Source organism: Lentzea sp. (genome assembly GCF_035525475.1).
Taxonomy (GTDB): Bacteria; Actinomycetota; Actinomycetes; order Mycobacteriales; family Pseudonocardiaceae; genus Lentzea.
The window spans coordinates 45,102-67,716 of record NZ_DATLEC010000023.1 but is presented as its reverse complement, the minus strand read 5'-3'; the positions used below and the strand labels follow the sequence as shown (position 1 = coordinate 67,716).

The 22,615-nt window shown below is 69.5% G+C and carries 25 protein-coding genes; 8 read left to right on the top strand and 17 right to left on the bottom strand.

The annotated features are described in order from the left end of the window. Positions 1-24: 24 nt before the first annotated feature. Entirely contained in the window at positions 25-552 is a 528-nt protein-coding gene (locus tag VM306_RS02780) for a histidine phosphatase family protein (protein ID WP_325510607.1), read from the bottom strand. Positions 553-575: 23 nt separating this feature from the next. Here VM306_RS02780 and VM306_RS02775 point away from each other — a divergent pair, with 23 nt between their 5' ends. Further along, positions 576-1,121 (top strand): GNAT family protein, encoded by a 546-nt coding sequence (locus tag VM306_RS02775; protein ID WP_325510606.1) that lies wholly within the window; start codon positions 576-578, stop codon positions 1,119-1,121. Continuing rightward, positions 1,121-1,813, top strand: a complete 693-nt coding sequence (locus VM306_RS02770; RefSeq protein WP_325510605.1) for an alpha/beta fold hydrolase — start codon at positions 1,121-1,123, stop codon at positions 1,811-1,813. Before VM306_RS02775 ends, VM306_RS02770 begins: the two co-directional genes overlap by 1 nt. Before the next feature lies 1 nt (position 1,814). Here VM306_RS02770 and VM306_RS02765 read toward each other — a convergent pair whose 3' ends face one another. Beyond that, positions 1,815-2,108 (bottom strand): hypothetical protein, encoded by a 294-nt coding sequence (locus tag VM306_RS02765; RefSeq protein WP_325510604.1) that lies wholly within the window; start codon positions 2,106-2,108, stop codon positions 1,815-1,817. A 32-nt stretch (positions 2,109-2,140) separates the two neighbouring features. On the opposite strand from VM306_RS02765, the gene VM306_RS02760 reads away from it, so the two are divergent. Further along, the gene (locus tag VM306_RS02760) at positions 2,141-2,341 is read left to right on the top strand and encodes a zinc ribbon domain-containing protein (RefSeq protein WP_325510603.1); all 201 of its coding nucleotides are present in this window, start codon (positions 2,141-2,143) and stop codon (positions 2,339-2,341) included. Here VM306_RS02760 and VM306_RS02755 read toward each other — a convergent pair. From VM306_RS02755 to dhaK, 5 genes are all read right to left on the bottom strand, one after another. After that, positions 2,338-2,934 carry a DUF3558 domain-containing protein gene (locus tag VM306_RS02755; protein ID WP_325510602.1) on the bottom strand — a complete coding sequence of 199 codons (597 nt, stop codon included), beginning with the start codon at positions 2,932-2,934 and terminating at the stop codon, positions 2,338-2,340. The genes VM306_RS02760 and VM306_RS02755 overlap by 4 nt on opposite strands. A 44-nt stretch (positions 2,935-2,978) precedes the next feature. Then, positions 2,979-4,754, bottom strand: coding sequence for a 3-hydroxybutyryl-CoA dehydrogenase (locus VM306_RS02750; protein WP_325510601.1), 1,776 nt, complete (start codon positions 4,752-4,754; stop codon positions 2,979-2,981). A 638-nt stretch (positions 4,755-5,392) separates the two neighbouring features. Then, positions 5,393-6,100 (bottom strand): dihydroxyacetone kinase phosphoryl donor subunit DhaM, encoded by a 708-nt coding sequence (gene dhaM, locus VM306_RS02745; protein WP_325510600.1) that lies wholly within the window; start codon positions 6,098-6,100, stop codon positions 5,393-5,395. Further along, positions 6,097-6,723 (bottom strand): dihydroxyacetone kinase subunit DhaL, encoded by a 627-nt coding sequence (gene dhaL / locus VM306_RS02740; RefSeq protein WP_325510599.1) that lies wholly within the window; start codon positions 6,721-6,723, stop codon positions 6,097-6,099. The genes dhaM and dhaL overlap by 4 nt, the downstream gene beginning before the upstream one ends. Before the next feature lies 1 nt (position 6,724). Further along, positions 6,725-7,717, bottom strand: a complete 993-nt coding sequence (gene dhaK / locus VM306_RS02735; protein ID WP_325510598.1) for a dihydroxyacetone kinase subunit DhaK — start codon at positions 7,715-7,717, stop codon at positions 6,725-6,727. Between the two features lie 144 nt (positions 7,718-7,861). Here dhaK and VM306_RS02730 point away from each other — a divergent pair, with 144 nt between their 5' ends. Next, positions 7,862-8,857: an iron-siderophore ABC transporter substrate-binding protein gene (locus VM306_RS02730; RefSeq protein WP_325510597.1), complete on the top strand. Its 996-nt coding sequence runs from the start codon at positions 7,862-7,864 to the stop codon at positions 8,855-8,857. A 19-nt stretch (positions 8,858-8,876) separates the two neighbouring features. Here VM306_RS02730 and VM306_RS02725 read toward each other — a convergent pair whose 3' ends face one another. The 5 genes from VM306_RS02725 to nucS all read right to left on the bottom strand — a co-directional run bounded on the left by VM306_RS02725 (position 8,877) and on the right by nucS (position 14,538). Continuing rightward, positions 8,877-10,382: an aldehyde dehydrogenase family protein gene (locus VM306_RS02725; RefSeq protein ID WP_325510596.1), complete on the bottom strand. Its 1,506-nt coding sequence runs from the start codon at positions 10,380-10,382 to the stop codon at positions 8,877-8,879. Positions 10,383-10,481: 99 nt separating this feature from the next. After that, the gene (locus tag VM306_RS02720) at positions 10,482-11,501 is read right to left on the bottom strand and encodes a DUF3558 family protein (protein WP_325510595.1); all 1,020 of its coding nucleotides are present in this window, start codon (positions 11,499-11,501) and stop codon (positions 10,482-10,484) included. Positions 11,502-11,728: 227 nt separating this feature from the next. Next, positions 11,729-11,965 carry a hypothetical protein gene (locus tag VM306_RS02715; RefSeq protein WP_325510594.1) on the bottom strand — a complete coding sequence of 79 codons (237 nt, stop codon included), beginning with the start codon at positions 11,963-11,965 and terminating at the stop codon, positions 11,729-11,731. A gap of 11 nt (positions 11,966-11,976) precedes the next feature. Further along, positions 11,977-13,668, bottom strand: a complete 1,692-nt coding sequence (locus tag VM306_RS02710; RefSeq protein ID WP_325510626.1) for a sodium:solute symporter family protein — start codon at positions 13,666-13,668, stop codon at positions 11,977-11,979. 210 nt (positions 13,669-13,878) lie between these two features. After that, a complete protein-coding gene (gene nucS / locus VM306_RS02705; RefSeq protein WP_325510593.1) occupies positions 13,879-14,538 on the bottom strand; it encodes an endonuclease NucS in 660 nt (219 codons plus the stop codon). Positions 14,539-14,592: 54 nt separating this feature from the next. Between nucS and VM306_RS02700 the strand changes: the two genes are divergently transcribed. Next, positions 14,593-15,129 carry an NUDIX hydrolase gene (locus VM306_RS02700; protein WP_325510592.1) on the top strand — a complete coding sequence of 179 codons (537 nt, stop codon included), beginning with the start codon at positions 14,593-14,595 and terminating at the stop codon, positions 15,127-15,129. On the opposite strand, the gene VM306_RS02695 is transcribed toward VM306_RS02700, so the two are convergent. Then, complete coding sequence (locus VM306_RS02695) at positions 15,126-16,043, bottom strand: GlxA family transcriptional regulator (protein WP_325510591.1); 918 nt, start codon at positions 16,041-16,043, stop codon at positions 15,126-15,128. The genes VM306_RS02700 and VM306_RS02695 overlap by 4 nt on opposite strands. Positions 16,044-16,199: 156 nt before the next feature. Between VM306_RS02695 and VM306_RS02690 the strand changes: the two genes are divergently transcribed. Continuing rightward, the gene (locus VM306_RS02690; RefSeq protein WP_325510590.1) at positions 16,200-16,607 is read left to right on the top strand and encodes a hypothetical protein; all 408 of its coding nucleotides are present in this window, start codon (positions 16,200-16,202) and stop codon (positions 16,605-16,607) included. On the opposite strand, the gene VM306_RS02685 is transcribed toward VM306_RS02690, so the two are convergent. Next, entirely contained in the window at positions 16,604-17,302 is a 699-nt protein-coding gene (locus VM306_RS02685; protein WP_325510589.1) for an SDR family oxidoreductase, read from the bottom strand. The two genes, VM306_RS02690 and VM306_RS02685, sit on opposite strands and share 4 nt — an antisense overlap. Before the next feature lie 102 nt (positions 17,303-17,404). Between VM306_RS02685 and VM306_RS02680 the strand changes: the two genes are divergently transcribed. Further along, positions 17,405-18,259, top strand: a complete 855-nt coding sequence (locus tag VM306_RS02680; RefSeq protein ID WP_325510588.1) for a helix-turn-helix transcriptional regulator — start codon at positions 17,405-17,407, stop codon at positions 18,257-18,259. Here the strand turns inward: VM306_RS02680 and VM306_RS02675 are convergent. Beyond that, on the bottom strand, positions 18,174-18,932 hold the full coding sequence (locus VM306_RS02675) for an enoyl-CoA hydratase-related protein (RefSeq protein ID WP_325510587.1): 759 nt from the start codon (positions 18,930-18,932) through the stop codon (positions 18,174-18,176). The two genes, VM306_RS02680 and VM306_RS02675, sit on opposite strands and share 86 nt — an antisense overlap. Before the next feature lie 17 nt (positions 18,933-18,949). Then, positions 18,950-20,944, bottom strand: coding sequence for a protein meaA (locus VM306_RS02670; protein WP_325510586.1), 1,995 nt, complete (start codon positions 20,942-20,944; stop codon positions 18,950-18,952). A gap of 103 nt (positions 20,945-21,047) precedes the next feature. Here VM306_RS02670 and VM306_RS02665 point away from each other — a divergent pair, with 103 nt between their 5' ends. Next, positions 21,048-21,335 carry a hypothetical protein gene (locus tag VM306_RS02665; protein ID WP_325510585.1) on the top strand — a complete coding sequence of 96 codons (288 nt, stop codon included), beginning with the start codon at positions 21,048-21,050 and terminating at the stop codon, positions 21,333-21,335. Here the strand turns inward: VM306_RS02665 and murA are convergent. Beyond that, entirely contained in the window at positions 21,332-22,597 is a 1,266-nt protein-coding gene (gene murA / locus VM306_RS02660; protein WP_325510584.1) for a UDP-N-acetylglucosamine 1-carboxyvinyltransferase, read from the bottom strand. The genes VM306_RS02665 and murA overlap by 4 nt on opposite strands. Positions 22,598-22,615 lie beyond the last annotated feature (18 nt).

Here is a 22,615-nt window from a genome sequence, read left to right as displayed (position 1 = left end):
CGACAATTTTCGCGTCCCAGCAGGTCAAAGCGTGATTTCGTGGACCGCCGGCATCGGCATCGCGCGGCAGAAGTCCCAGTCCACGACCCGGCCGGCCGCGATCAACGCGCGCGACAGGAACGTCCCGTGCGACCCGGCCAGCACGGTCACGTCCGGGTATTCCGAAGCGATGCGCGCCAACGCCCGCCCTGCCCGTGCGGTCAGCGCGTCCAGGCTCTCGCCAGACCCGTGCGCCAGCGCCGGGTGATCCCAGCTCCAGGCGTACCGGGCCTCCCAGTCCGCGCTCGGCAGCAGGCCCGGCTCCCACTCCCGCAGCTCCGGCCACGTGATCACGTCCAGGCCCAGAGCCGCGGCGGCGGGCCTGACCGTCTGCACCGCCCTCAGTTGCGGACTCGACAGCACCGCTGCCGGCGCGTGCTCGACGAGTCGGCCGGCCAACGCCTCCGCCGCCGCCAAGCCTTCGGGACGCAGCGGCCGCTGGTCGTCGTCGGGCTCACCGAGCCGTGGCGGGACGGACTGCGCGTGGCGCACCAATACGATTCGCGTCGACATGTCACTCATCTTGGGGGAACAGGATGTTCGTGAAGCCGCTCGGCACGGACGGCGCCGAACTCAGGCCGTTGGAACCGTGGCAAGCCGATGAGTTCTTCGCCCACATGGAGCGCGGCCGGGACTTCATCGGCCAGCACATCGGTTTCGCCGACGCCGCCAAAGACCTGGAAAGCGCACGCAAACTCCTCCAGAGCTACGCGGACAAAGCCGCGAACGACACCGGCCGGATCTTCGGGATCTGGCTCGACGACGTGCTGGTAGGCGGTGTGCTGCTGCGCGTGTTGGACATCCCGCAGGCACTCGCGGAGGTCGGCTGCTGGCTCGAGCCCGCCGCCGTCGGCAAGGGCCTGGTCACACAAGCGTCCAGGCTGCTGATCGACTACGTGATTCGCGAGCGCGGCGTGCATCGGGTTGAGTGGCGGGTGTCGTCGCGCAACGCGCCCAGCATCGCGGTCGCGCGGCGGCTCGGCATGACCAAGGACGGGGTGCTGCGCTCGTACTTCTCGTACCGCGGGGTCCGGCAGGACCTCGAGGTGTGGTCGGTGCTGGCGCCGGAGTGGGAGAGCTGATGGACGACCTGGTGCTGTTGCACGCCTTCCCGCTCGACGCGCGGATGTGGGACGTGCCGGGCGCGCTCACGCCGTCGTTGCGCGGTCACGGCGAGCCCGATCTCGACGTGCTCGCGTCCCAGGTCCTCGCGGTGCTCGACGAGCGGAACCTCGACAAGGTGCTGCTGGGCGGGTGCTCGATGGGCGGCTACGTCGCGATGGCGTTGCTGCGGCGAGCGCCGGAACGCGTACGGGGCCTGGTTTTCGTCGACACCAAGCACACCGCGGACACGCCGGAGGCCGCCGCGAACCGCCACGCGATGGCCGAACGGGTCGAGCGCGAGGGCGTCGGCGAGTGGCTCGTCGACGCCATGCTGCCGAACCTGCTCGGTCCCGGTGCCTCGGACACGGCACGGGCGTTGGTGCGCACGATGGTTCTGGAGCAACGCGCCGAGGACGTGGCGTGGTGGCAGCGCGCGATGGCGAAGCGACCCGACTCGACGGACGTGCTGGAGTCGCTGGACGTGCCGTCGCTCGTGCTCGTGGGCGAGCACGACAAGCTCACGCCGCCCGACGTGGCCGCGAAGCTCGCGGTGACGCTCCGGCGCTCCACGAGCGAGCGCATCGAGGACGCGGGACACCTGCCGCCCGTCGAGCAGCCGGAGGAGTTCCGCACCCGGCTGGAGCGGTGGCGCAAGCAGGTCGGGCTTTAGCTCACCAACGGCGCGCGGTCGGGCCACGCCGGCCGCGCGAGTGCCAGCACCCCTGGTGCCAGTGGCGGCGTTCCTCCACCGAACCCGTCTCCGCCGCGGGCCACGCGACGACGTGCGGCGTGCCGGGGCGGATCTCGTGGTCGCAGCCCGGACAGCGGTAGGTCTTCTGCGCCTGCGCCCCGGAGATGTTGCGGACCAGCCAGTCGCCGTCAGGACCCGACTCGGTGCGCGCCCAGCCGACACCCCCTCCGAGGGGCCGCGATTCTTCCGGCTTGGGGCTGTTACGACGGGGCACGGGAACACGGTAATCGCTCGTAGAATCAGGCCGTGCCGACCTACGAGTTCCGTTGCCGAACCTGCGACGACACCTTTGAGCTGCAGCGTCCCATGAGCGAGTCGTCCTCACCCGCGAGCTGCCCCGACGGCCACGCCGACACGGTCAAGCTGCTGTCCATGGCCGGTATCGGCGGCACGACGCAGGCCCCGCAGGGTGGCGGCGGCTGCTGCGGTGGGGGCTGCTGCGGCTAGGCCGTCTCGCGGTCGATCAGCACCTCGGCGACCTTGCGCCCCTGGTCGCACACGGTGCCGAACTTGCCGGACGAGTCGATGATGATGATTCCGAGCCCACCGCCGTCGTAGGGCACGACGAGCACGCACGACGGTTCGACGTCGGGGTCGTCGGAGCGGTCCAGGTACGTGACCTTGTGACCCTTCACGTCCCAGTCGCCGGTGGTGCGCTCGATGCTGACCTGCCGGCCCTCGCGGTACCGCAGCGAGACGCCCACCTCGACATTGTCGACCTTCGTCGTCCACCGGCACGACTGGTCGAACGTCGAGTCGTAGTTGATCTGACTGGGAGGCGACTCCGCCTTCGCTCCGGGGTACGGCAGGTCGGTCCACTTCAGCTTCGCGCAGACGCCCTGCACCTCGCCGTCGATCGGCGCGGTCTCGGTGCCTTCCGGCTCCTCGGACGCGGACGGGTCGGTCGACGGCTCCTGCTCCTGGTCGAACGGCGACGTCGCGTCGAGCGGTGACTGGGCGAGCGGACTGCCCCCGACGGTCGTCCGGGCACAGCCGGAAGCGAGCACGAGGACAGCCAACAGGAGCACCAGTCGCCGCATGCCCCACACCATGCCAGACGCGACATGGTGCTCCTGTGAGCGGCTCACGAGTAGTCGCGGAACCCCTTGCCCGTCTTGCGGCCGAGCCGACCGGCCGTGACCAGGTGCTCCAGCAGCGTCGCCGGCGCGAAGCCGGGCTCGCGGAACTCGTTGAAGAGCGTGCGCTGGATCGCGAGCGACACGTCCAGCCCCACGACGTCGAGCAGCGCGAACGGTCCCATCGGCAGCCCGCAGCCGACCTTCATCGCGTTGTCGATGTCGTCGGCCTCGGCGTAGTGGGCCTCCAGCATCCTCACCGCGTCGTTGAGGTACGGGAACAGCAACGCGTTGACGATGAAGCCCGCCACGTCACCGCAGTGCACCGGGTGCTTGCCGAGGTCGAGGCAGATCCTGCGCGCCGTGGCGACCACGTCCGCGCCCGTGGAGATCGTCTCGACGACCTCCACCAGCTTCATGACCTGCGCGGGGTTGAAGAAGTGCAGACCGACGACGTCCGCGGGCCTGCTGGTGGCCGCAGCGACCTCGATGACGGGAAGCGAGGACGTGGTCGTCGCGAGCACGGCGCCGGGCTTGCACACCTCGTCGAGCGCCGCGAAGACCTCCTTCTTGATCCCGATCTCCTCGGCCACGGCCTCGACGACCAGGTCGCAGTCCGCGAGCTCGACGAACTCCACAGCGGGCGTGATCCGCTGGAGCGTCGCGTCCCGATCCTGTTCGGACAGCTTGCCCTTGCTCACCGCGCGGTCCAGCGACTTGCGCACCAGGCCGATCGCCGCCTCGGCCTTCTCCAGGGTGCGGGCGCGCAGCACGACGTCGTACCCGCGCTTCGCGAAGACCTCCGCGATCCCGGTGGCCATCGTTCCCGTGCCGATGACACCGACCCGCTGGACCTCACGGGTCTGCGCCGCACCGTCCACTTCGGACGGCGTCTGCGAGTCCTCGACGACGACCGGCGAGTCGGGCCCGTCGTAGGTGTAGAACCCGCGACCGGTCTTCCTGCCGAGCAGCCCGGCCGTGATCATCTGCTTGAGCAGCGGCGCCGGCGCGTGCAGCCGGTTGCGCGACTGGTGGTACATCGTGTCGAGGATCTCGTACGCGGTGTCGAGACCGATGAGGTCCAACAGCGCCAACGGCCCCATCGGGTATCCGCAGCCGTACCGCATGGCGGCGTCGAGGTCCTCGCGCGTCGCGTACCGGGACTCCAGCATCTTGACCGCGTGGTTGAGGTACGGGAACAGCAACGCGTTGGCGATGAACCCCGCCCTGTCCCCGATCACGACCGGCGACTTGCCCAGCCGTTCGGTGAACGCCACGACGTCCGTGATCACGTCCGGCTCCGTGACGACCGTCCGCACGACCTCGACCAGCTTCAACACCTGCGTGGGGTTGAAGAAGTGCAGGCCGACGACCTTGCCGGGCCTGCGCGTGTGCACGCCGATCTCGGTGATCGACAACGACGACGTGTTCGACGCGATGATCGCCTCGGGCTCCAGGACCGCGTCCAGCTCCTGGAAGATCCGGGCCTTGAGCTCGACGTTCTCCGGCACCGCCTCGACCACCAGGTCACAGCCGGCGAGGCTGGCCAGGTCGAGGCTCGTCGTGACCCGTCCGTGGATCGCGGCCTTCTCGTCCGCGCTGATCTTCCCGCGCTTCACGGCCCGCTCGGTGGAGTGCTCCAGGTGCCCGAGGCCGCGCTCGACGCCCGCGGCGTCGACGTCCACCACCTTCACCTCGAGCCCGGTGCGCGCGAGTACCTCCACGATGCCCGCGCCCATGGTTCCGAAGCCGACGACTCCGACGATGTTGATTTCGCGCGCCACTGGAGACCTCCCTGCGGGGTGAAGCGTGAGCTACCAAGGAGTAACTTGCGGGCGACTATGCCACTCCTGGCGCGGACGGCGGCCGTGAGCTTCGCCATCGGGATCGAAACAGTGATCGGTGCAGCGGCGGGCTGGGCGGCGCATCGCGCCTGATCAACCCGTGTGGGGCAGCACTGAGTTGCTCCATCCGAGTGTGCGATGGGGCGGGTGGCGGCCGCTTCGGGGACGCCTTCGGGTGGGCTCGCTTCGGCACGGTGTGAGGTTGCTTCGCGGAGTTGCCTTGCGACACGCGCGGGCCGCGCGGCGCAGGCCTGGGCGGGGCCGCAGGGCTGTTCGGCGCGACGCAAAGCGGGCACGGCACGACGCAGTGCGGGCACGGCACGACGCAGTGCGGGCTCAGCCCGGCGCGAGTCCGGCTCGGCGCAGTGCAGGCCTACCCTCCAGCGGGGTTGGCGCGGCACAGAGCAAGGCCTGGTCGACGCCGAGGGACTGGCTCGACGCGACGCGGACTTGGCGCGACGCCTCAGGTGCCAGCCGGTGGAAATCGCGTTCGGGCTCGGGCACGCCGCACCACGGCTTCAGCTCCCACCGCCTCAGCCCCCGGCAGGCTCGGCCACCTGGCAGGCCCGGTCGGGCGGCTAGTCGTCGAACCCCCTCTCCGCCAGCTCCTCGATGCGGCGCACCGCCTCCCCGGCGTCCTTGCCCGTGGCCACCACCGTGATCGTCTTGCCGCCGGGCGCGCTCAGGCCCATCAGGGCCAGCACGCTTGCCGCGTTCGCCTCCTCGGCGCCGTAGCGGACGACCACGTCGGCGTCGAGTTCGGCCACGGTGCGGGCCAGCAGGGCTGCCGGGCGGGCGTGCAGACCCACCTCGTTGGTCAGCAGGACTTCTGCCGTCACCGCGTCGGGCACCAGGTGCAGCGCCGGTCTGCTGGGGACGGACACCGGGGCCTCGCCGGACGCGCCCTCGGCCGCGGACGCCACGGTGGGCTGGGCCGCGCCTCCTTGTGCGGCAACGGCTGCTGCCACCGCGCCCTCCACCAGTGGTGCGTCCACCACCGTGTAGCGGGACGGGTCTTCCGCCGACTCGACGGCCATCTCCGCCGTCATCTTGGCGCTGCCCAGGTCGTACAGGACGACCACACCCGCGCCGGAGTCCGCGTCGGCCAGGGCCTCGACCACCGCGCCGTAGTCGGTGCCCAGGCCGCCCTCCTCCGTGCCGCCCACCGGCAGAACGGCCACGTCGGGCGCCATCTGGGCGGCCAGCTCCGCCACGCCGTTGGCCAGCATGGCGCTGTGGGAGACGACGACCAGGCCCACCCGGCCGGGCTGGAACGCGGCGGTCATGCCTTGGCCGCCGCGTCCGCGAAAGCGCGCAGCAGCAACGCGGTCGACCGGGCGCCGGGGTCCATGTGCCCGGCGCTGCGCTCGCCCAGGTAGGAGGCGCGGCCCTTGCGCGCCACCATCGGCACGGTCGACTCGGCGCCTTCGGCCGCGGCGTCGGCGGCGGCGGACAGCGCCGCGGCCACCGAGCCGTTCGCCGAGGCAGCGGCGGTCACGGCGGGCGTCAGTGCGTCGACCATCGTCTTGTCGCCCACCACGGCCTTGCCGCGCGCCACCACGCCGTCCAGCGCGGCTTGCAGGACGCGGGCCACGGCGGCGCCGTCCAGTTCGGCCGAATCACCCGCCGCGGCCGACGCGCGCAGGAAAGCCGTGCCGTACAACGGGCCTGCCGCGCCGCCCACCGTCGAGATCAGCGTGGTGGCGACCAGCTTCAGCGCCTGGGCGGGCGTGTCGGGTTCGTCGGCGTCCAAACGGGACAGCACGGCGGTGAAGCCGCGCCGCATGTTCTCGCCGTGGTCGGCGTCGCCGATCGCCTGGTCCAGGCGCACCAGCTCGTCGCGGTGCTCCTGCACGACGAGAGCGGCGGCGCGGAGGGCCACCACGACGTCCGCGGCCGTGCACCCCATCTCAGACTCCCCAGCGCAGTGCGGGCGTGTGCACCGGCGCGTCCCACAACGACAGCATCTCGTCGTCCACCTTCAGCAGCGTGAGGCTCATGCCCTGCATCTCCAGGCTCGTGATGTACGGGCCAACCAGCCTGCGTTCCACCGTGATCCCCCGATCAGCCAGCAGTTGTTCGGCGATGCCGTGCGCCAAGTACAGCTCGATCAACGGGGTCCCGCCCATTGAGTTCGTGAACAGCAGCACCCGGTCGCCCGACGCGAACGGCAGGTCCTCCAGGATCGGGTCGAGCAACGCCGACACCATCTCCGACGCCGAGCCCACGGGTACGCGGTGGCGGCCCGGCTCGCCGTGGATGCCGATGCCGATCTCCATCTCGTCGTCGGCCAGCTCGAACGAGGGCGAGCCCACGTGCGGCACCGTGCACGAGGTCAGCGCGAGGCCCATCGACCGCACGGACGAGATCACCCGTAACGCCAGCGCCTCGCACGCCGCCAGGTCGTCGCCGCGCTCCGCCGCCGCGCCCACGATCTTCTCCAGCAGCACCGTGCCGCCGACGCCACGGCGACCGGCCGTGTACAGCGAGTCCTTCACCGCCACGTCGTCGTCGATCACGACGCTGCGCACCTCGGACTCCGCCAGCTCGCCGGCCATCTCGAAGTTCAGCACGTCGCCCGTGTAGTTCTTCACGATCAGCAACGCGCCCGCGCCGCCGTCGGTCTTCACGACGGCGTCCAGCACCTGGTCCGACGTCGGCGACGTGAACACCGGGCCGGGACAGGCCGCGTCGAGCATGCCGCGCCCGACGAACCCCCCGTGCAACGGTTCGTGGCCCGCGCCACCACCCGAGATGACCGCCACCTTGCCCCGCACCGGAGCGTCCGCGCGCACGACGACCGCCGGGTCGTAGTGCACCGTCAGCAGGTCGGAGTGGGCTGCCTGCATCCCCCGCAGCGCGTCCTGCACCACGGTCTCCGGATCATTGATGATCTTCTTCATCGAACAGCCCTCCCGATCGGCGGTGACCGTGTTCCTTCTTACTCCGGGGGTCTGACACTCGGAACGGGCAAACGACCCCGCTACCGTTAGCCCGCCCTAAGAAATGCAGGTCAACATCACTGCGAGTAGCGGAGGAACCACATCGTGTCCAAGAGAGCAGCGCTGCTCGTGGCCGTTGCCCTGACCCTCACCGCGTGCTCCCAGAGCGCGCAGGACAAGCCCACGGTTGCCCAGGGAGGCGCGGACTTCGGCAAGGCGACCGAGCTGAGCAACGGCTTCGGCACGCAGGCCGGACCGGGCGAGTTCCCCCGCACCGTCAAGCACGCGATGGGTGAGACCAAGCTCGAGAAGAAACCCGAACGGGTGATCGTGCTCGACACGGGCGAGCTCGACAACGTCGTGGCCCTCGGCATCAAGCCCGTCGGCATCGCCTACACCGACGGCTCCCCCACCATGCCGTCCTACATCGGCGACAAGGGCGGCACGCCGGAGAACGTCGGCACGACCAGCAACCTCAACCTCGAGGCGATCACCAAGCTGAACCCGGACCTGATCCTGGGCTCGCAGCTGCGCGCGGAGGCCCTCTACCCGAAGCTCGCGGCGATCGCCCCGACCGTCTTCTCGGTGCGCCCCGGCTACGTGTGGAAGGAGAACTTCCTCCTCAACGCCGCCGCGCTCGACCGCCAGGCCGATGCCGCGAAGATGCTCGAGGACTACACGAACAAGGCCACCGCGGTCGGTACGGCCATCGAGAAGAAGCTCGGCGTGCGCCCGACCGTCACGGCGCTGCGCTTCATGCCCGGCCGCATCCGCCTGTACGCCAAGAAGTCCTTCATCGGCACGATCCTGGTGGACGCCAAGATCCCGCAGCCAACGCCGTCCCAGGTGGACGACCTGGCCGCCGAGGTCAGCGCCGAGCAGATCGGCAAGGCCGACGCCGACTTCGTCGTCTACTCCTCCTACGGCGACCCGGCCAAGACCGCGCAGGGCTCCGTGCTCGGCGGTCCCCTGTGGAGCGGCCTGAACGCCGTCAAGGCCGGCAAGGCGAAGCCCGTCGCGGACGAGACGTACTTCCTCGGCCTCGGCGTCCTCGCCGCGAACGTGGTCCTGCAGGACCTGCAGAAGCAGCTCGGGGCGTAAGACCTCGCGCGGGTGCTCTTCAGCGTCCGAAGAGCATCCGCGCGAGCCGCAGCATCTGCTTGCCCGCCATGGACGAGCGGTCGAACGTGGCCATGTCGATCAGCGACGCGAACTTCTGCTTCGTCACGGCCTTGGCGTAGGCGAACTCGCGCAACCCGTCGTCGCCGTGGATGCGCCCGAACCCGGAGTCGCCGACCCCGCCGAACGGCAGCCCGGGAATGGCCGCGTAGGTCAGCACGGAGTTGATCGACACCATGCCGACCCGCAGCTCCCGTGCCAGCTCCTCGCCGCGCGACTTCGAGAACACGGCGGCGCCCAGCCCGTACTTCGACCGGTTCGCGAGCCGCACCCCCTCCAGCGCGTCCGGCACCCGGTTGATCACCACGGTCGGCCCGAAGGTCTCCTCGGTGATCGCGAGCGAGTCCTCCGGCACGTCGGCGAGCACCACCGGCTCGACGTACGGCGGCCTGATCGAGTCCGGCCCGCCGACGAGCGCCTTGCCGCCGCGGTCCAGTGCGTCCTGCACGTGCTCGCGGATGATCTCCACCTGCGACGGCATGGTGATCGGCCCGAGGTTCGCGTTCGGCTCGCCACCCGGCTTGAGCTTCTTCGCGCGCCTCACCACGATCTCGATGAACCGGTCGGCGACGTCCTCGGCCACGTAGATCCGCTCGACGCCCGCGCACGTCTGGCCGGCGTTCGACACCGCACCCCAGATCGCGGCCTCGGCGGCCGCGTTCAGGTCGGCGTCCGAGTCGACGATCAGCGCGTCCTTGCCACCGCACTCGACCAGCACCGGCGTCAGCGACGAGGCGGCCGCGGCCATGACCTTCTTGCCGGTCCGCGTGGAGCCCGTGAACGCGATCTTGTCCACACCGGACGCGCACAGCGCCGCACCGGTCTCGCCGAAGCCCGTGACGACCTGGAACACCGGGTACTCCGGCACCGCCTCGGTGAACGTCGACGCGAGGAACGTGCCGACCCCCGGCGTGAACTCCGACGGCTTGAACACCACGGCGTTGCCCGCGGCCAGCGCGTACGAGATCGACCCCATCGGCGTGTGCGCGGGGTAGTTCCACGGCCCGATGACGCCGATGACGCCCAACGGCAGATATTCGAGCGACGCGCCATGGTTGAACATCAGCATGCCGGAGGAGACACGGCGCTTGCCCAGCACACGGCCCGCGTGCCGCGAGGCCCAGTGCAGGTGGTCCATCACCAGCGCGATCTCGACGCGCGCGTCGTCGGCGGGCTTGCCGGTCTCCGAGCTGATCAGCGAGATGAACTCGTCGGTGCGCTGGGACAGGATCTTGCGCCACGCGTCGAGCTTGGTCTTGCGTCCCTCGAACCCGAGCCCCGCCCACCACGCGGCGGCCTCGCGCGCCGACGACACGGCGTCCTCGACCTCGGCCGCGGTGTGGATCGGGTGGTGCGCGACGACCTCACCCGTGCGCGGGTCCAGTGAGGCGAACCGCCGCTGCTCGCCATCGGCCGACAGCGCGCTGTCCGAAGCGGTCTGCGTCATGGTGCTCCTCCGGTACTCGCCAGTAACCTCGACACTAACGCGTAGCCGGGCAACTTTCAGCCCCCGCCCGGCCCGGTGCGGCCCCCCGCCGCGTCACACTCACGTGGCGGGCAGGCTGGGCAGGACCGCCTTGGCGAAGGTCTGCGCCGCCTGGCAGCGGTCGAACTCCTTCTCCTTCGACCCGCTCACGATGAACTCCACGACCTCACCGGCGTCGCTGGAGTCCTTGGTGCGCACGACGACCAGCTCGCAACTCGGGTACGAGGTGTCCTTGAACGCCTGGTAGCCCTTCACGCCGCCCCCGAGGTCGACCTCGACGGACTTGGTGTCGAACTTGCCGTCCTTCGGGATGCGCGCCGTCTTGACGTCGATCTGCATCTGCGCGCTCTGGCCCGACCACGAGCACTGGTGCAGACCGAACGGCAGGGCGCGCGGCGAGGCGCCGAGCACGGGCGCGAGCGTCGCCTTGTCCACGATCGCGCACGGGTCGACCTCGACCGGCGAGCCCTTGGTCGGGGTGTACTTCTGCGGGTTGCCCTTGAGCTTGCGGACCGCGCCCTCGAGCACCTTGCGGCCCGGCTCGCACGGCTCGGCCGCGTCGCCGGCCGACCCCGTCGTGACCTGGATCCGCACGGCCTGCGCCGGGCTCTCCTGCGTCACGACCGTGACGAAGCACGACGAGCTCAGCTTCTGCTCACCGCTCTTGAGCCCGGCGAGGGTCTTGGTCGCGTTCTTCACGTCCGAGGACGTCAGCGAGTAGCCGATGTCCAGCGTGATGCCGAGCGACTTGCCCGCCTTGTCCTTCATGTAGTTGGAGCACCGCGTGTAGTTGCTGCTCGTGTACCTCGACGGCGTGCCGACCGTCTGCAGGAGCTCTTTGTCGATCAACGCGCACGGGTTGACCAGCCGCAGCCGCTCCGACGCGAACGCCGGGTCGACCGGCTTGCCCGCCTGCGCGGACTGCCTGGTGGTCGTCGACGGCTCGGTCGGGTTCACCTCGGCGCCCGCCTGCACGGTCCGGCGAGGCGAGTTGGTCTTGGCAAGACCCGGCCCGGTGGCGCAGCCGGCCATCAGCAACGCAGCGGCGGCGACCACGGCGGTGGCACGAAAACGAGGCACGACGTGCACGGTAGCGACCTTTCCGCGCGTGTGTGGCCGGTACCCCGGGTTGCCCCGTGGCACATGTCACCCACAGCTACGGGAACGATTCAGAAGATCGAGACGTCATACAGGGTGAAGACCCCGACAGAAGGAGAGACGTGCGAAACCGAATCCGCCGCGCATTCACCTGGCTCGACGCGTGGACGATCGAGGCCTTCAACCCTGTTTACCCTGGTCGTCCGCAGTCATAGCTCCTTGAGCGGCTGCTTGTCCGTGTCCGCGAACTGAGGCCGCAGCGTCGCCCAGGCGGCGAAGACCACCGCCAGCGCGGCCATCGCGATGCCGGCCCACAGGTTGATGTTGACCCCTTCGGCCTTCTTCAGGTCGTCGTCGGTCGTGAAACCGAGACCGATGACGACCAGTACGACGCCGTACAGGCCGAAGAGGAAAGCGATGATCAGTCGCAGGTCGAACAGCCTCATGGCGGCCTCCCTCAGCCGAAGATGAAGTAGAGAACGGTCGTCAGCGCGAGCACGCCGCCGCCGAGCAGGGCGGGCGAGCGGTACCAGCCGGCGTCCTCACCGGTGGTGCCGTGAGCCCTGTCCGCCTTGGGCGTCAGGCTGTAGACCAGCCCGACGAGCTCGCTGTCCGGCTTCGGCCGCGTGACCGCCGTGACCGCGACGCTCACGACGATGTCGACCACGAACGCCAGGCCCGCGCCCAGGAAGCTCGCGCCCTGGCCGGGCAGGTCCAGCAGCTCGATGCCGAACGACGGCTCCGAGATCACGTAGATGAAGATCGCGGTGAACGTACCCGCGAGCAGGCCGACCCAGCCGGCGGTCGGCGTCATCCGCTTCCAGAACATGCCCAGGATGAACGTCGCGAACAGCGGCGCGTTGAAGAACGAGAACAGCGCCTGGATGTAGTCCATGATGTTGGACCCGCCGAGCGCCGCGGCGATGAACGCCGTGCCGATCGCGAGCACACACGCGCCGACCGTCGCCAGACGTCCGATGCGCAGGTAGTACTCGTCTGGCCGGTCCTTCTTCACGTAGTCCTGCCACAGGTCGTACGTGAAGACCGTGTTGAACGAGCTGACGTTCGCCGCCACACCGGCCATGAAGCTGGCCAGCAGACCCGTGATCGCGATGCCGAGGATGCCGTTGGGCAGCAGGTCGCGCATCAGCAGCGGCAGCACGTTGTTGAAGTCGATGCCGCTGCTCGTGTCACCGGCCTTGAGCTGCGCCATCTCCGGCACGATCACCGCGGCGATCATGCCGGGGATGATGATGATCGCCGGGATCAGCGCCTTCGGGTACGCGCCGATGATCGGCGTGCGCTTGGCCGCCGACATCGACTTGGCGCTCATCGCGCGCTGCACCTCGGCGAAGTTCGTCGTCCAGTAGCCGAACGACAACACGAACCCAAGACCGAACACGAGTCCGATGACACTCCACACCGGGTTGTTGATGCCGGTGAGTTCCGTGGCGGGCCACGCGCTCAGCTGTTCCTGGTCCGTGACCTTCTCGACCAGGCCCTGCCAGCCGCCGACCTTGATCAGTCCGACGATCGTCAACGGCGCCAACGCGGCCACGATGACGAAGAACTGCAGCACCTCGTTGTAGATGGCGGCGGACAGACCGCCCAGCGTCGTGTACGCGAGCACCACGAGCGCCGCGACCACGATCGACACGGGCAACGGCCACCCGAGCAGCGCGTCGATGATCACCGCGAGCGCGAACAGGTTGATGCCCGCGATCAGGATCTGCGCGACGGCGAAGCTGATGGCGTTGACGAGGTGGGCGGGCTTGCCGAACCGGCGGCGCATGAACTCGGGGACACTGCGCACTTTCGAGCCGTAGTAGAACGGCATCATCACCAGACCGAGGAACACCATCGCGGGGATGGCGCCGATCCAGTAGTAGTGCACGGTCGCCATGCCGTACTGCGCGCCGTTGGCCGTCATGCCCATGAGCTCGAGCGCGCCGAGGTTCGCGCTGATGAACGCGAGCCCGGTGACCCACGCCGGCAGCGACCGCCCGGACAGCAGGAAGTCGAGGCTGGAGGAGACGGATCGTCGTGCCATCACGCCGATGCCGAGAACCACCATGAAGTAGATGACCAGCAACGCGTAGTCGATCGGTCCCGCGTCCAGCCGCAGGTCCGCCTCGGCCACCACCGACACCGACACCGCCCACCTCCAAAGTCGAACAAAGTCGAACATTACCGACCAGGAGGCGACGTTACTCCGGGTGCGTCCCGTCTTACCCCGTGTTCGTGATCACGAAACCACGGAGTGAGCCGGGTCGCCCGATGGAAGGCGGACGGACGGATCCGGCCGGAAAGCGACGAACCCCGCACCACCGGTGCGGGGTTCGTCGTGTGTCGGAGTGGATCAGAACAGGCGGAACTCGTCCGGCTCGATCCCGCGCAACGCGTCGTAGTCCAGCACCACGCACCGGATCCCGCGGTCCTCGGCCAGCACGCGGGCCTGCGGCTTGATCTGCTGCGCCGCGAACACGCCCCGCACCGGAGCGAGCAGCGGGTCGCGGTTCAGCAGTTCCAGGTACCGGGTCAGCTGCTCGACCCCGTCGATGTCACCGCGTCGCTTGATCTCGACGGCGACGGACACGCCGGAGGCGTCGCGGCACATCAGGTCGACCGGGCCGATGGGGGTCGGGAACTCGCGGCGCACCAGCGACCAGCCCTCGCCGAGGGTGGTGACGTGCGCGGCGAGCAGCTTCTGCAGGTCGGCTTCGACGCCGTCCTTCTGCAGGCCGGGTTCCGGGCCGAGCTCGTGCTTGGAGTCGTGCATCACCTCGTCGAGGGTGATGATCAGCTTCTCCCCCGCCTTGTTCTGCACCGTCCAGATGTCCGGGTCCTCGATCAGCCAGCAGGGCGGGCTCATCCAGTTCAGCGGCTTGTAGGCGCGGTCGTCGGAGTGGATCGACACCGAACCGTCGGCCTTGATGAGCAGCAGGCGCTGGGCCATGGGCAGATGGGCGGTGAGTCGGCCTACGTAGTCGACCTGGCAACGAGCGATGACGAGACGCACCGCGACAGGCTACGGGGTGTGTCCACGATCCGGGCGTTAGGTACGGTCCGTGCCGTGGAAAGCCTCGGCACCCGTCAGGTGTACGCAAACCAGTGGATGACCGTCAGGGAAGACCCGATCCGCCGCGCGGATGGCACTGAGGGCATCTACGGCGTGGTCGACAAGCCCGACTACGCGCTGGTCATCCCGCTCGACGGCGAGCGCCTCCGCCTCGTCGAGCAGTTCCGCTACCCGCTCGGCCTGCGCCGCTGGGAGTTCCCCCAGGGCACCGCGCCGGACCGCGCCGACACGGACCCGCTGGAGCTGGCCGGCCGCGAGCTCCGCGAGGAGACCGGGCTGCGCGCCGGGAAGATGATCGAGCTCGGTCTGCTCGACGTCGCGCCCGGCATGACGTCGCAGCGCGGCCGCGTGTTCCTGGCGACCCAGCTCACGGAGGGCTTCCACGAGCGGGAGCACGAGGAGCAGGACATGCGGTCGGCGTGGTTCCCGCGCGCCGACTTCGAGACGATGATCGCGAAGGGCGAGATCACCGACGCCCAGTCGATCGCCGCCTACACGCTCCTGCTGCTGCACGAGCACTCCCAGCCCTAACCCTGGAAAGCCGCCCGGTAGCTCTGCGGTGAGGTCCCGGCGATCCGCTTGAACCTGTCGCGGAACGCCGTGGCCGAGCCGAACCCGACCCTGCTCGCGATCAGCTCGACCGGCTCCCTCGTCGTCTCCAGCAGGTGCTGCGCCTGGCGGACCCTCGCCCGGTGCAGCCACTGCAGCGGTGTCGTGCCCGTCTGCTCGCGGAAGCGCCGGTTCAGCGTCCGCGTGCTCATCCCGGCCTGCCGCGCGAGGTCTTCCAGGGTCAGGTCCCGCGGCGCGTTGGCCTCCATCCACAGCAGCAGCGGTTCGAGCTCCGCACCCTGGGGCGCCACGGGTGGCGTCACGATGAACTGCGCCTGTCCGCCCTCCCTCTCCAGGGGCATCACGGCGAACCGGGCCGCGTCGGCCGCCACCGCGGAGCCGTGGTCGCGCCGGATCATGTGCAGGCACAGGTCCAGGCCCGCCGCGGCGCCGGCGGAGGTCAGGAACTGGCCGTTGTCGACGTAGAGCACGTCCGGGTCGACCTCCAGGGCGGGAAACCGCTCGGCCAGCTCCCCGGCGCCCAGCCAGTGCGTGGTCACGCGCAGTCCGTCCAGCAGGCCGGTCGCCGCGAACACGAACGCGCCCGTGCAGATCGACGCGATCCGCGCGCCTCTCGCCGCGGCCTGCCTCAAAGCCTCGACCAACGGCTTGGGCACGACCATGTCCGGGTCGTGGCCGGGCAGGACGATGGTGTCCACTTCGGACAACAACTCCAAGCCGTGCCGCACCTTGATCTCGAAACAGCCCGCGTCGACAGTCCTCTTCGGACCGCAGACCCGCACCCGGTACCGGCCGGCCCAGTTGAACGCGTCGACCGGCGTCGCGAAGTCGAACGGGACCACGCTGTCCATCGCCACCACTGCCACCTCGTGCACGTCCACCACGGTAGCTGGCGAGAATCCGTTGGAACATGGCATTCCAGCCAGTTCTCACGCACCGCCTCAGCTCCTACGGTTGTGATCACCGAAGCGAGGAGCAGGTGAAGTGGAAACCCAAGTGGTGTTGTTCGACGGCACGGTCTGGAGCGCGGTGTGAGCAAGCTGTTCCTCTCCCTGCACGTCCTGGCCGCCATCATCGCCATCGGCCCGGTCACGGTCGCCGCGAGCATGTTCCCGAAAGCCGTGAGGGACGGCGGCAACCCCGAGCTGCTGCACCGGATCTGCCGCGTCTACGCGCTGATCGGCATCTCGGTGCCGGTGTTCGGGTTCGCGACGGCCGGCGTGATGGGCGTGACCGGCCACCCCTGGGTGGTCGTGTCGATCGCGCTCACCACCGCCGCCGCGTTCGTGCTGGCACTGAAGGTCATTCCCGGCCAGGAGAAGGCGTTGAAGACCAAGGACATCCAGCACCTCGCCATGTACACGGGCGTGTTCAACCTGCTCTGGGCGACCGTGACCGTGCTGATGATCCTCCGGCCGGGCTCGACGACCGGCGCCTAGCGCGTCGCCACCGGCCGCACCACGATCTCGTTGACGTCGACGGACTCGGGCTGCGAGATCGCGTACGCGATGGCGTCACCGATCGCCGCCGCGGGCAGCGCGACCTTGCGGTACTCCTCGATGAACGACGCCGCGAAGTCCTCGGTGATGGTGCCGGCCAGCTCGGACTCCGTCACGCCGGGCGAGATCACGGTGACCCGCAGGTCGTCGCGTTCCTGGCGCAGTCCCTCGGACAGCGCCCGCACCGCGTACTTCGTCGCGCAGTACACAGCGGCCGTCGGTGTGACCACGTGCGCGCCGATCGACGCGACGTTCACGACGTGCCCACCACCGACGAACCGGGGCAGCACAGCCGCGATGCCGTTCAGCACGCCCTTGATGTTCACGTCCACCATGCGGTCCCACTCGTCGACCTTCAGCGAGGACATGAGGGACAACGGCATCACGCCCGCGTTGTTCACCAGCACGTCGACCCGGCCGTACCGATCGGCCGCCGCATCCACGAAGGACTGGAAGGACTCGCGGGAGGTCACGTCCAGCGGCGCGTAGCCGGCTCCGATCTCGGACGCCAGCGCCGCCAGCCGGTCCTCCCGCCGCGCACCGAGGAACACCTGGTGTCCCGCCGCGGCCAGGACACGGGCCGTGGCCTCGCCGATACCGCTGGAAGCTCCGCTGATCACCACTACTTTGCTCATGGCCACCACGATCGGCGCGCCGAAGCACCTCGACCAGGACACCTTCTCCCTAGGTGCGACACACCCAGGCAGACCGCGCGGACCCCGAATATCCTCGGAACCATGCTCGGCGAGTTCCTGAAAGCACACCGCGCCCGCGTCAACCCGGAAGACGCGGGGCTGCCGAGCCACACCCAGCGCAAGGTCAAAGGCCTGCGGCGGGAAGAGGTCGCGGTGCTCGCCGGCGTGAGCGCCGACTACTACGCCCGCCTGGAACAGGGCCGCGAGACCAACCCGTCGGCGCAGGTCCTCGACGCGCTCAGCCGTGCGCTGCGGCTCGACACCGACGCCCGCGCCCATCTGCACCGCCTCGCCGGGGTCGTCGCGGACGAGGGCCACACGACCGACCAGGTCAGCCCTGAGCTGCGGCAGCTCATCAGCGGCATGCACGACATGCCGGCGTTCGTGATGAGCTCCTACCTCGACCTGCTCGCCACCAACGCGCTGGCCGACGCCCTGTACGAGCCGTTCGCCCCCGCCGACAACCTGGCCAGGATGGCGTTCCTCGACCCCGCGGCCGCGAGTTTCTACCCGCGCTGGAAGTGGGTCGCGCAGAGCACGGTCGGCAACCTGCGGCTGACGGCCGACCCGAGTTCCGCGCGCCTGCGGCAGATGATCGCGGAGCTCAGCCAGAACTCCGTGTTCAAGGAACTGTGGGAGAACCACGAGGTGCGCGGGAAGACCCAGGACGCCAAGGAGTTCGTGCATCCCGCGGTCGGTCCGATCAAGCTGCGCTACCACTCGTTCGACGTGCGCGAGGCGCCCGGCCAGTTCCTGGTGGTCTACCAGGCCGAACCGGGCCCGAACGCGGACGCGCTGAAGCTGCTCGCGACTAGTCGGGCCACACGGGAGGCCGCTTCTCCAGGAACGACGCCCGTCCCTCTTTGGCTGACGGGGACTGCGAGGTCTCGGCCATGACGTTCAGCGCGATCTCGTACGCGTCGGCCTCCGGCCGGTCGAGCTGCGCGTAGATCGTCCGCTTGCCGATGGCCTTCGACGCCCGGCTTCCCCGCGTGGCCCGTGCCAGCAGCTCATCGACCTCGGCGTCCAACGAGTCCGCGGGCACCGCGCGGTTGATCAGGCCCCACTCCACCGCCGTCGCCGCGTCGATCACGTCGCCGGTGAGCACCAGCTCCATCAACCGCTTGCGCCCGATCGACCTGGCCACCGGCACTGCGGGCGTGTGGCAGAACCACCCGGCTTTGCCGCCGGGCAACGAGAACCCTGCCGTGTCCGCCGCCACCGCGAGGTCGCACGACGCCACCAGCTGACACCCCGCCGCGGTCGCGAGCCCCTGGACACGGGCGACCACCACCTGCGGCACGGCCTGGATGGTCTTCATCAGCACCGTGCACAGCTCCAGCAGCAGCCGCACGCCCTCTTCGTCACGCGCGTGCACGTCCGCGAAGTCGTGTCCTGCGGAGAAAACCGGCCCCTCGGCCGCCAGCACGATGCCGGCCGCGTCGGACGAACCGGCCTCGCGGAACGCGTCCAGCAGCTCTGTCAGGTGCTCGGCGGACAACGCGTTGCGCCGGGCAACCCGATTCATCGTGATCCGGACGACGGACCCGTCCCGCGCGACGTCAACCATCCCGCGAATCTAAGGCCCTACGACGAAGCGCGCACCTCGCGGATCACGGTGACGATCTCGTCCATGATCTCGGTCAGCTCGTAGTCCTTGGGCGTGAACACCCGCGCCACGCCGCGCTCGCGCAGCTTCCTGGCGTCGTCCGGCGGGATGATGCCGCCGACGATCACCGGGATGTCCCCGGCACCGGCCGCGCGCAACCCCTCGACCACCGCGGGCACGACCTCGAGGTGCGACCCGGACAGGATCGAGAGCCCGACGACGTGGACGTCCTCCTGCACGGCGGCGGACACGATCTGCGACGGCGTCAGGCGGATGCCCTGGTAGACGACCTCGAAGCCGACGTCGCGAGCCCGCACGGCGACCTGCTCGGCGCCGTTGGAGTGCCCGTCGAGACCCGGCTTGCCGACCAGCATGCGCAGCCGTTCACCGATCTCCTCGCCGGTCGCGCGCACCCGGTCGCGCACGCGCGCGATCTCCGAACCGGCCTCACCCGACGCCGAGGCGCCGGAAACACCGGTCGGCGCACGGTATTCGCCGAACGTCTCACGCAACGCCTGCGACCACTCACCGGTCGTCACCCCGGCACGCGCACACGCCAGCGTCACCTCGACGAGGTTCCGGTCGGTCTTCGCGGCCTCGCGCAACGCGTCCAGGGATGCCTCGACCGCGGCGTTGTCGCGCGAGGCACGCCACTGCTGGATCGCCTCGACGGCGTGCATCTCGACGATCGGGTCGATGGTCTCGATCGCGTTCGCGCCCTCCGCCTGCAACGGCGACGGCTCGGTGGTGTCGAACCTGTTGACGCCGACGACGACCTCCTCGCCCGACTCGACGCGACGACGCCGGTCGGCGAGCGACGACACCAGCCGCGACTTCATGTAGCCGGACTCGACGGCCGCGACAGCGCCGCCCATCGCCTGCACGCGGTCGATCTCCTCGCGCGCACCGGCGAGGATCTCGTCCACCTTCGCCTCGATGACGGGCGAGCCGTCGAAGATGTCCTCGTACTCCAGCAGGTCCGTCTCGAAGGCGAGCACCTGCTGCATGCGCAACGCCCACTGCTGGTCCCACGGACGCGGCAGGCCGAGGGCCTCGTTCCACGCGGGCAGCTGGATCGCACGCGCACGGGCGTTGCGGGACAACGACACCGCGAGCATCTCCAGCACGATCCGCTGGACGTTGTTCTCCGGCTGTGCCTCGGTCAGCCCCAGCGAGTTGACCTGCACGCCGTAGCGGAAGCGGCGGTGCTTCGGGTTCTCGACGCCGTAGCGCTCGCGCGTGATCTCGTCCCAGAGCTGGGCGAACGCGCGCATCTTGCACATCTCCTCGATGAACCGCACACCGGCGTTCACGAAGAAGGAGATGCGGGCGACGACGTCACCGAACTTCTCCTGCGGCACCTGACCGGAGTCGCGCACCGAGTCCAGGACGGCGATCGCCGTGCACATCGCGTACGCGACCTCCTGCGCCGGCGTCGCGCCGACCTCCTGGAGGTGGTAGCTGCAGATGTTGATCGGGTTCCACTTCGGCACGTTCGACACGGTCCACGCGACCATGTCGGTGATCAGCCGCAGCGACGGCCCCGGCGGGAACACGTACGTGCCGCGGGACAGGTACTCCTTGATGATGTCGTTCTGCGTCGTGCCCGCGAGCGCCGACGGGTCCGCGCCCTGCTCCTCGGCCACGGTGACGTAGAGCGCGAGCAGCCACATGGCCGTCGCGTTGATCGTCATCGACGTGTTGGCGGTGCCGAGCGGGATCTGGTCGAAGAGCTGCCGCATGTCGCCGATGTGGCTGACCGGCACGCCGACCTTGCCGACCTCGCCCTTCGCGAGCTCGTCGTCGGGGTCGTAGCCGGTCTGCGTGGGCAGGTCGAACGCGACGGACAGGCCCGTCTGGCCCTTCGCGAGGTTCCGGCGGTAGAGCGCGTTGGAAGCCGCTGCCGAGGAGTGACCCGCGTACGTGCGCATCACCCAGGGGCGGTCGCGTTCACGGTCAGCTGGGTACGGCACAGCACCTCCCACAACGTCGGTTCCTCGGAGCGTACTGGCCGGTAACTGTCGTCGCGCGTGCGCTTGCTCACTGAATCGAGACCAAAAAGAGCATGATGAGGAGGTGACGGGCTTCTACCAGACCGCGGTCGTCTTCGGCGCGCTCGGCTTGCTGGCACTGGTGTTGAGGTACTTCGCCGGCAACGACAGACGGGCCGTGCCGGATCTCGACGGCACGGACTTCGGGTTGCTGAGCGAGGTCGCGCTCGTCCCGACGGAAGAGGCGGCGATCGTCCTCGTGCAGAAGCTGAAGGCGAACGGGGTGCGCGCCACGCGCTCGCGACACGCTCCGTACCGGGTGATGGTCTTCCCGGCGGACGTCGCGAACGCGCGGCTCGTGCTCAGGACCTAACCGGTCACGCGCTCCACGTCGGCACCCAGCTTGCGGAGGTTCTCCACGAAGCCCGGGTACCCGCGCTCGATGTGGAAGATCTCGTAGACCTCGGTCGCCCCGTCCGCGCACAGACCGGCGAGGACGAGTCCCGCACCGGCACGGATGTCCGACGCCCACACCGGCGCGCTCGACAGCCGTTCCACACCGCGGATCACCGCGTGGTGGCCGTCCGTGCGCGCGTCGGCACCGAGCCGGATCATCTCGTCGATGAACCGGAACCGCGCCTCGAACAGGTTCTCGGTGATCATCGCGGTGCCCTCGGAGACCGTGGACAGCGCGATCGCGAAAGGCTGGTTGTCCGTGGCGAAGCCGGGGTACGGCAGCGTCACGAAGTCGACGGCTTTGGGCCGGCCCTCCATGACGACGCGGAAGCCCTCGTCCTCACCCTCGTAGACGGTCACCTCGGCGCCCGCCATCCGCAGCTTCTCCAGCACCAGGTCGAGGTGGTGCGGGTTCACACCGCGCACGCGCACGTCGCCGCGCGTCATGGCGGCGGCGAACCCCCACGTGGCACCGACGATCCTGTCGCCGATGACGCGGTGCTCGGTCGGCTTGAGCTCGGTGACGCCGTGCACGGTCAACGTGGACGTGCCCGCACCCTCCACCTTCGCGCCCATCTGGGTCAGCATCAGGCAGAGGTCGACGATCTCCGGCTCACGAGCGGCGTTGTCGATGACCGTCGTGCCATCGGCCAGCACGGCCGCCATGAGGATGTTCTCGGTGGCGCCCATGCTGGGGAAGTCGAGCCAGATCTGCGCGCCGTGCAGCCCCTCGGCCTCGGCGACGATGCAGCCGTGCTCGATGGACGTCGTGGCCCCGAGCTTCTCGAGCCCGCTCTGGTGCATGTCCAGCGGCCGCGACCCGATCGCGTCACCACCCGGCAACGCCACCACGGCACGCTTGCACCGCCCGACCAACGGCCCCAGCACGCAGATGCTGGCCCGCAGCTTGCCCATCGCCTCGGAGTCGGCACGATAGCTGAGCTGGGCGGGAGTCGTGATCCTCGCCACGTCACCGTCGAGCTCGACCTCACACCCGAGACTGCGCAACGCGTCCGCCATCAACGGCACGTCGAGGATGTCCGGGCAGTTGGTGATGGTCGTGGTGCCCTCGGCGAGCAGGGCGGCCGCCATCAACTTCAGGACGCTGTTCTTGGCGCCGACGACATCGACTTCGCCGACCAGACGTGCGCCACCGTGTACCCGGAAATGCTCGCTCACGCGGCAATCCTACGGACG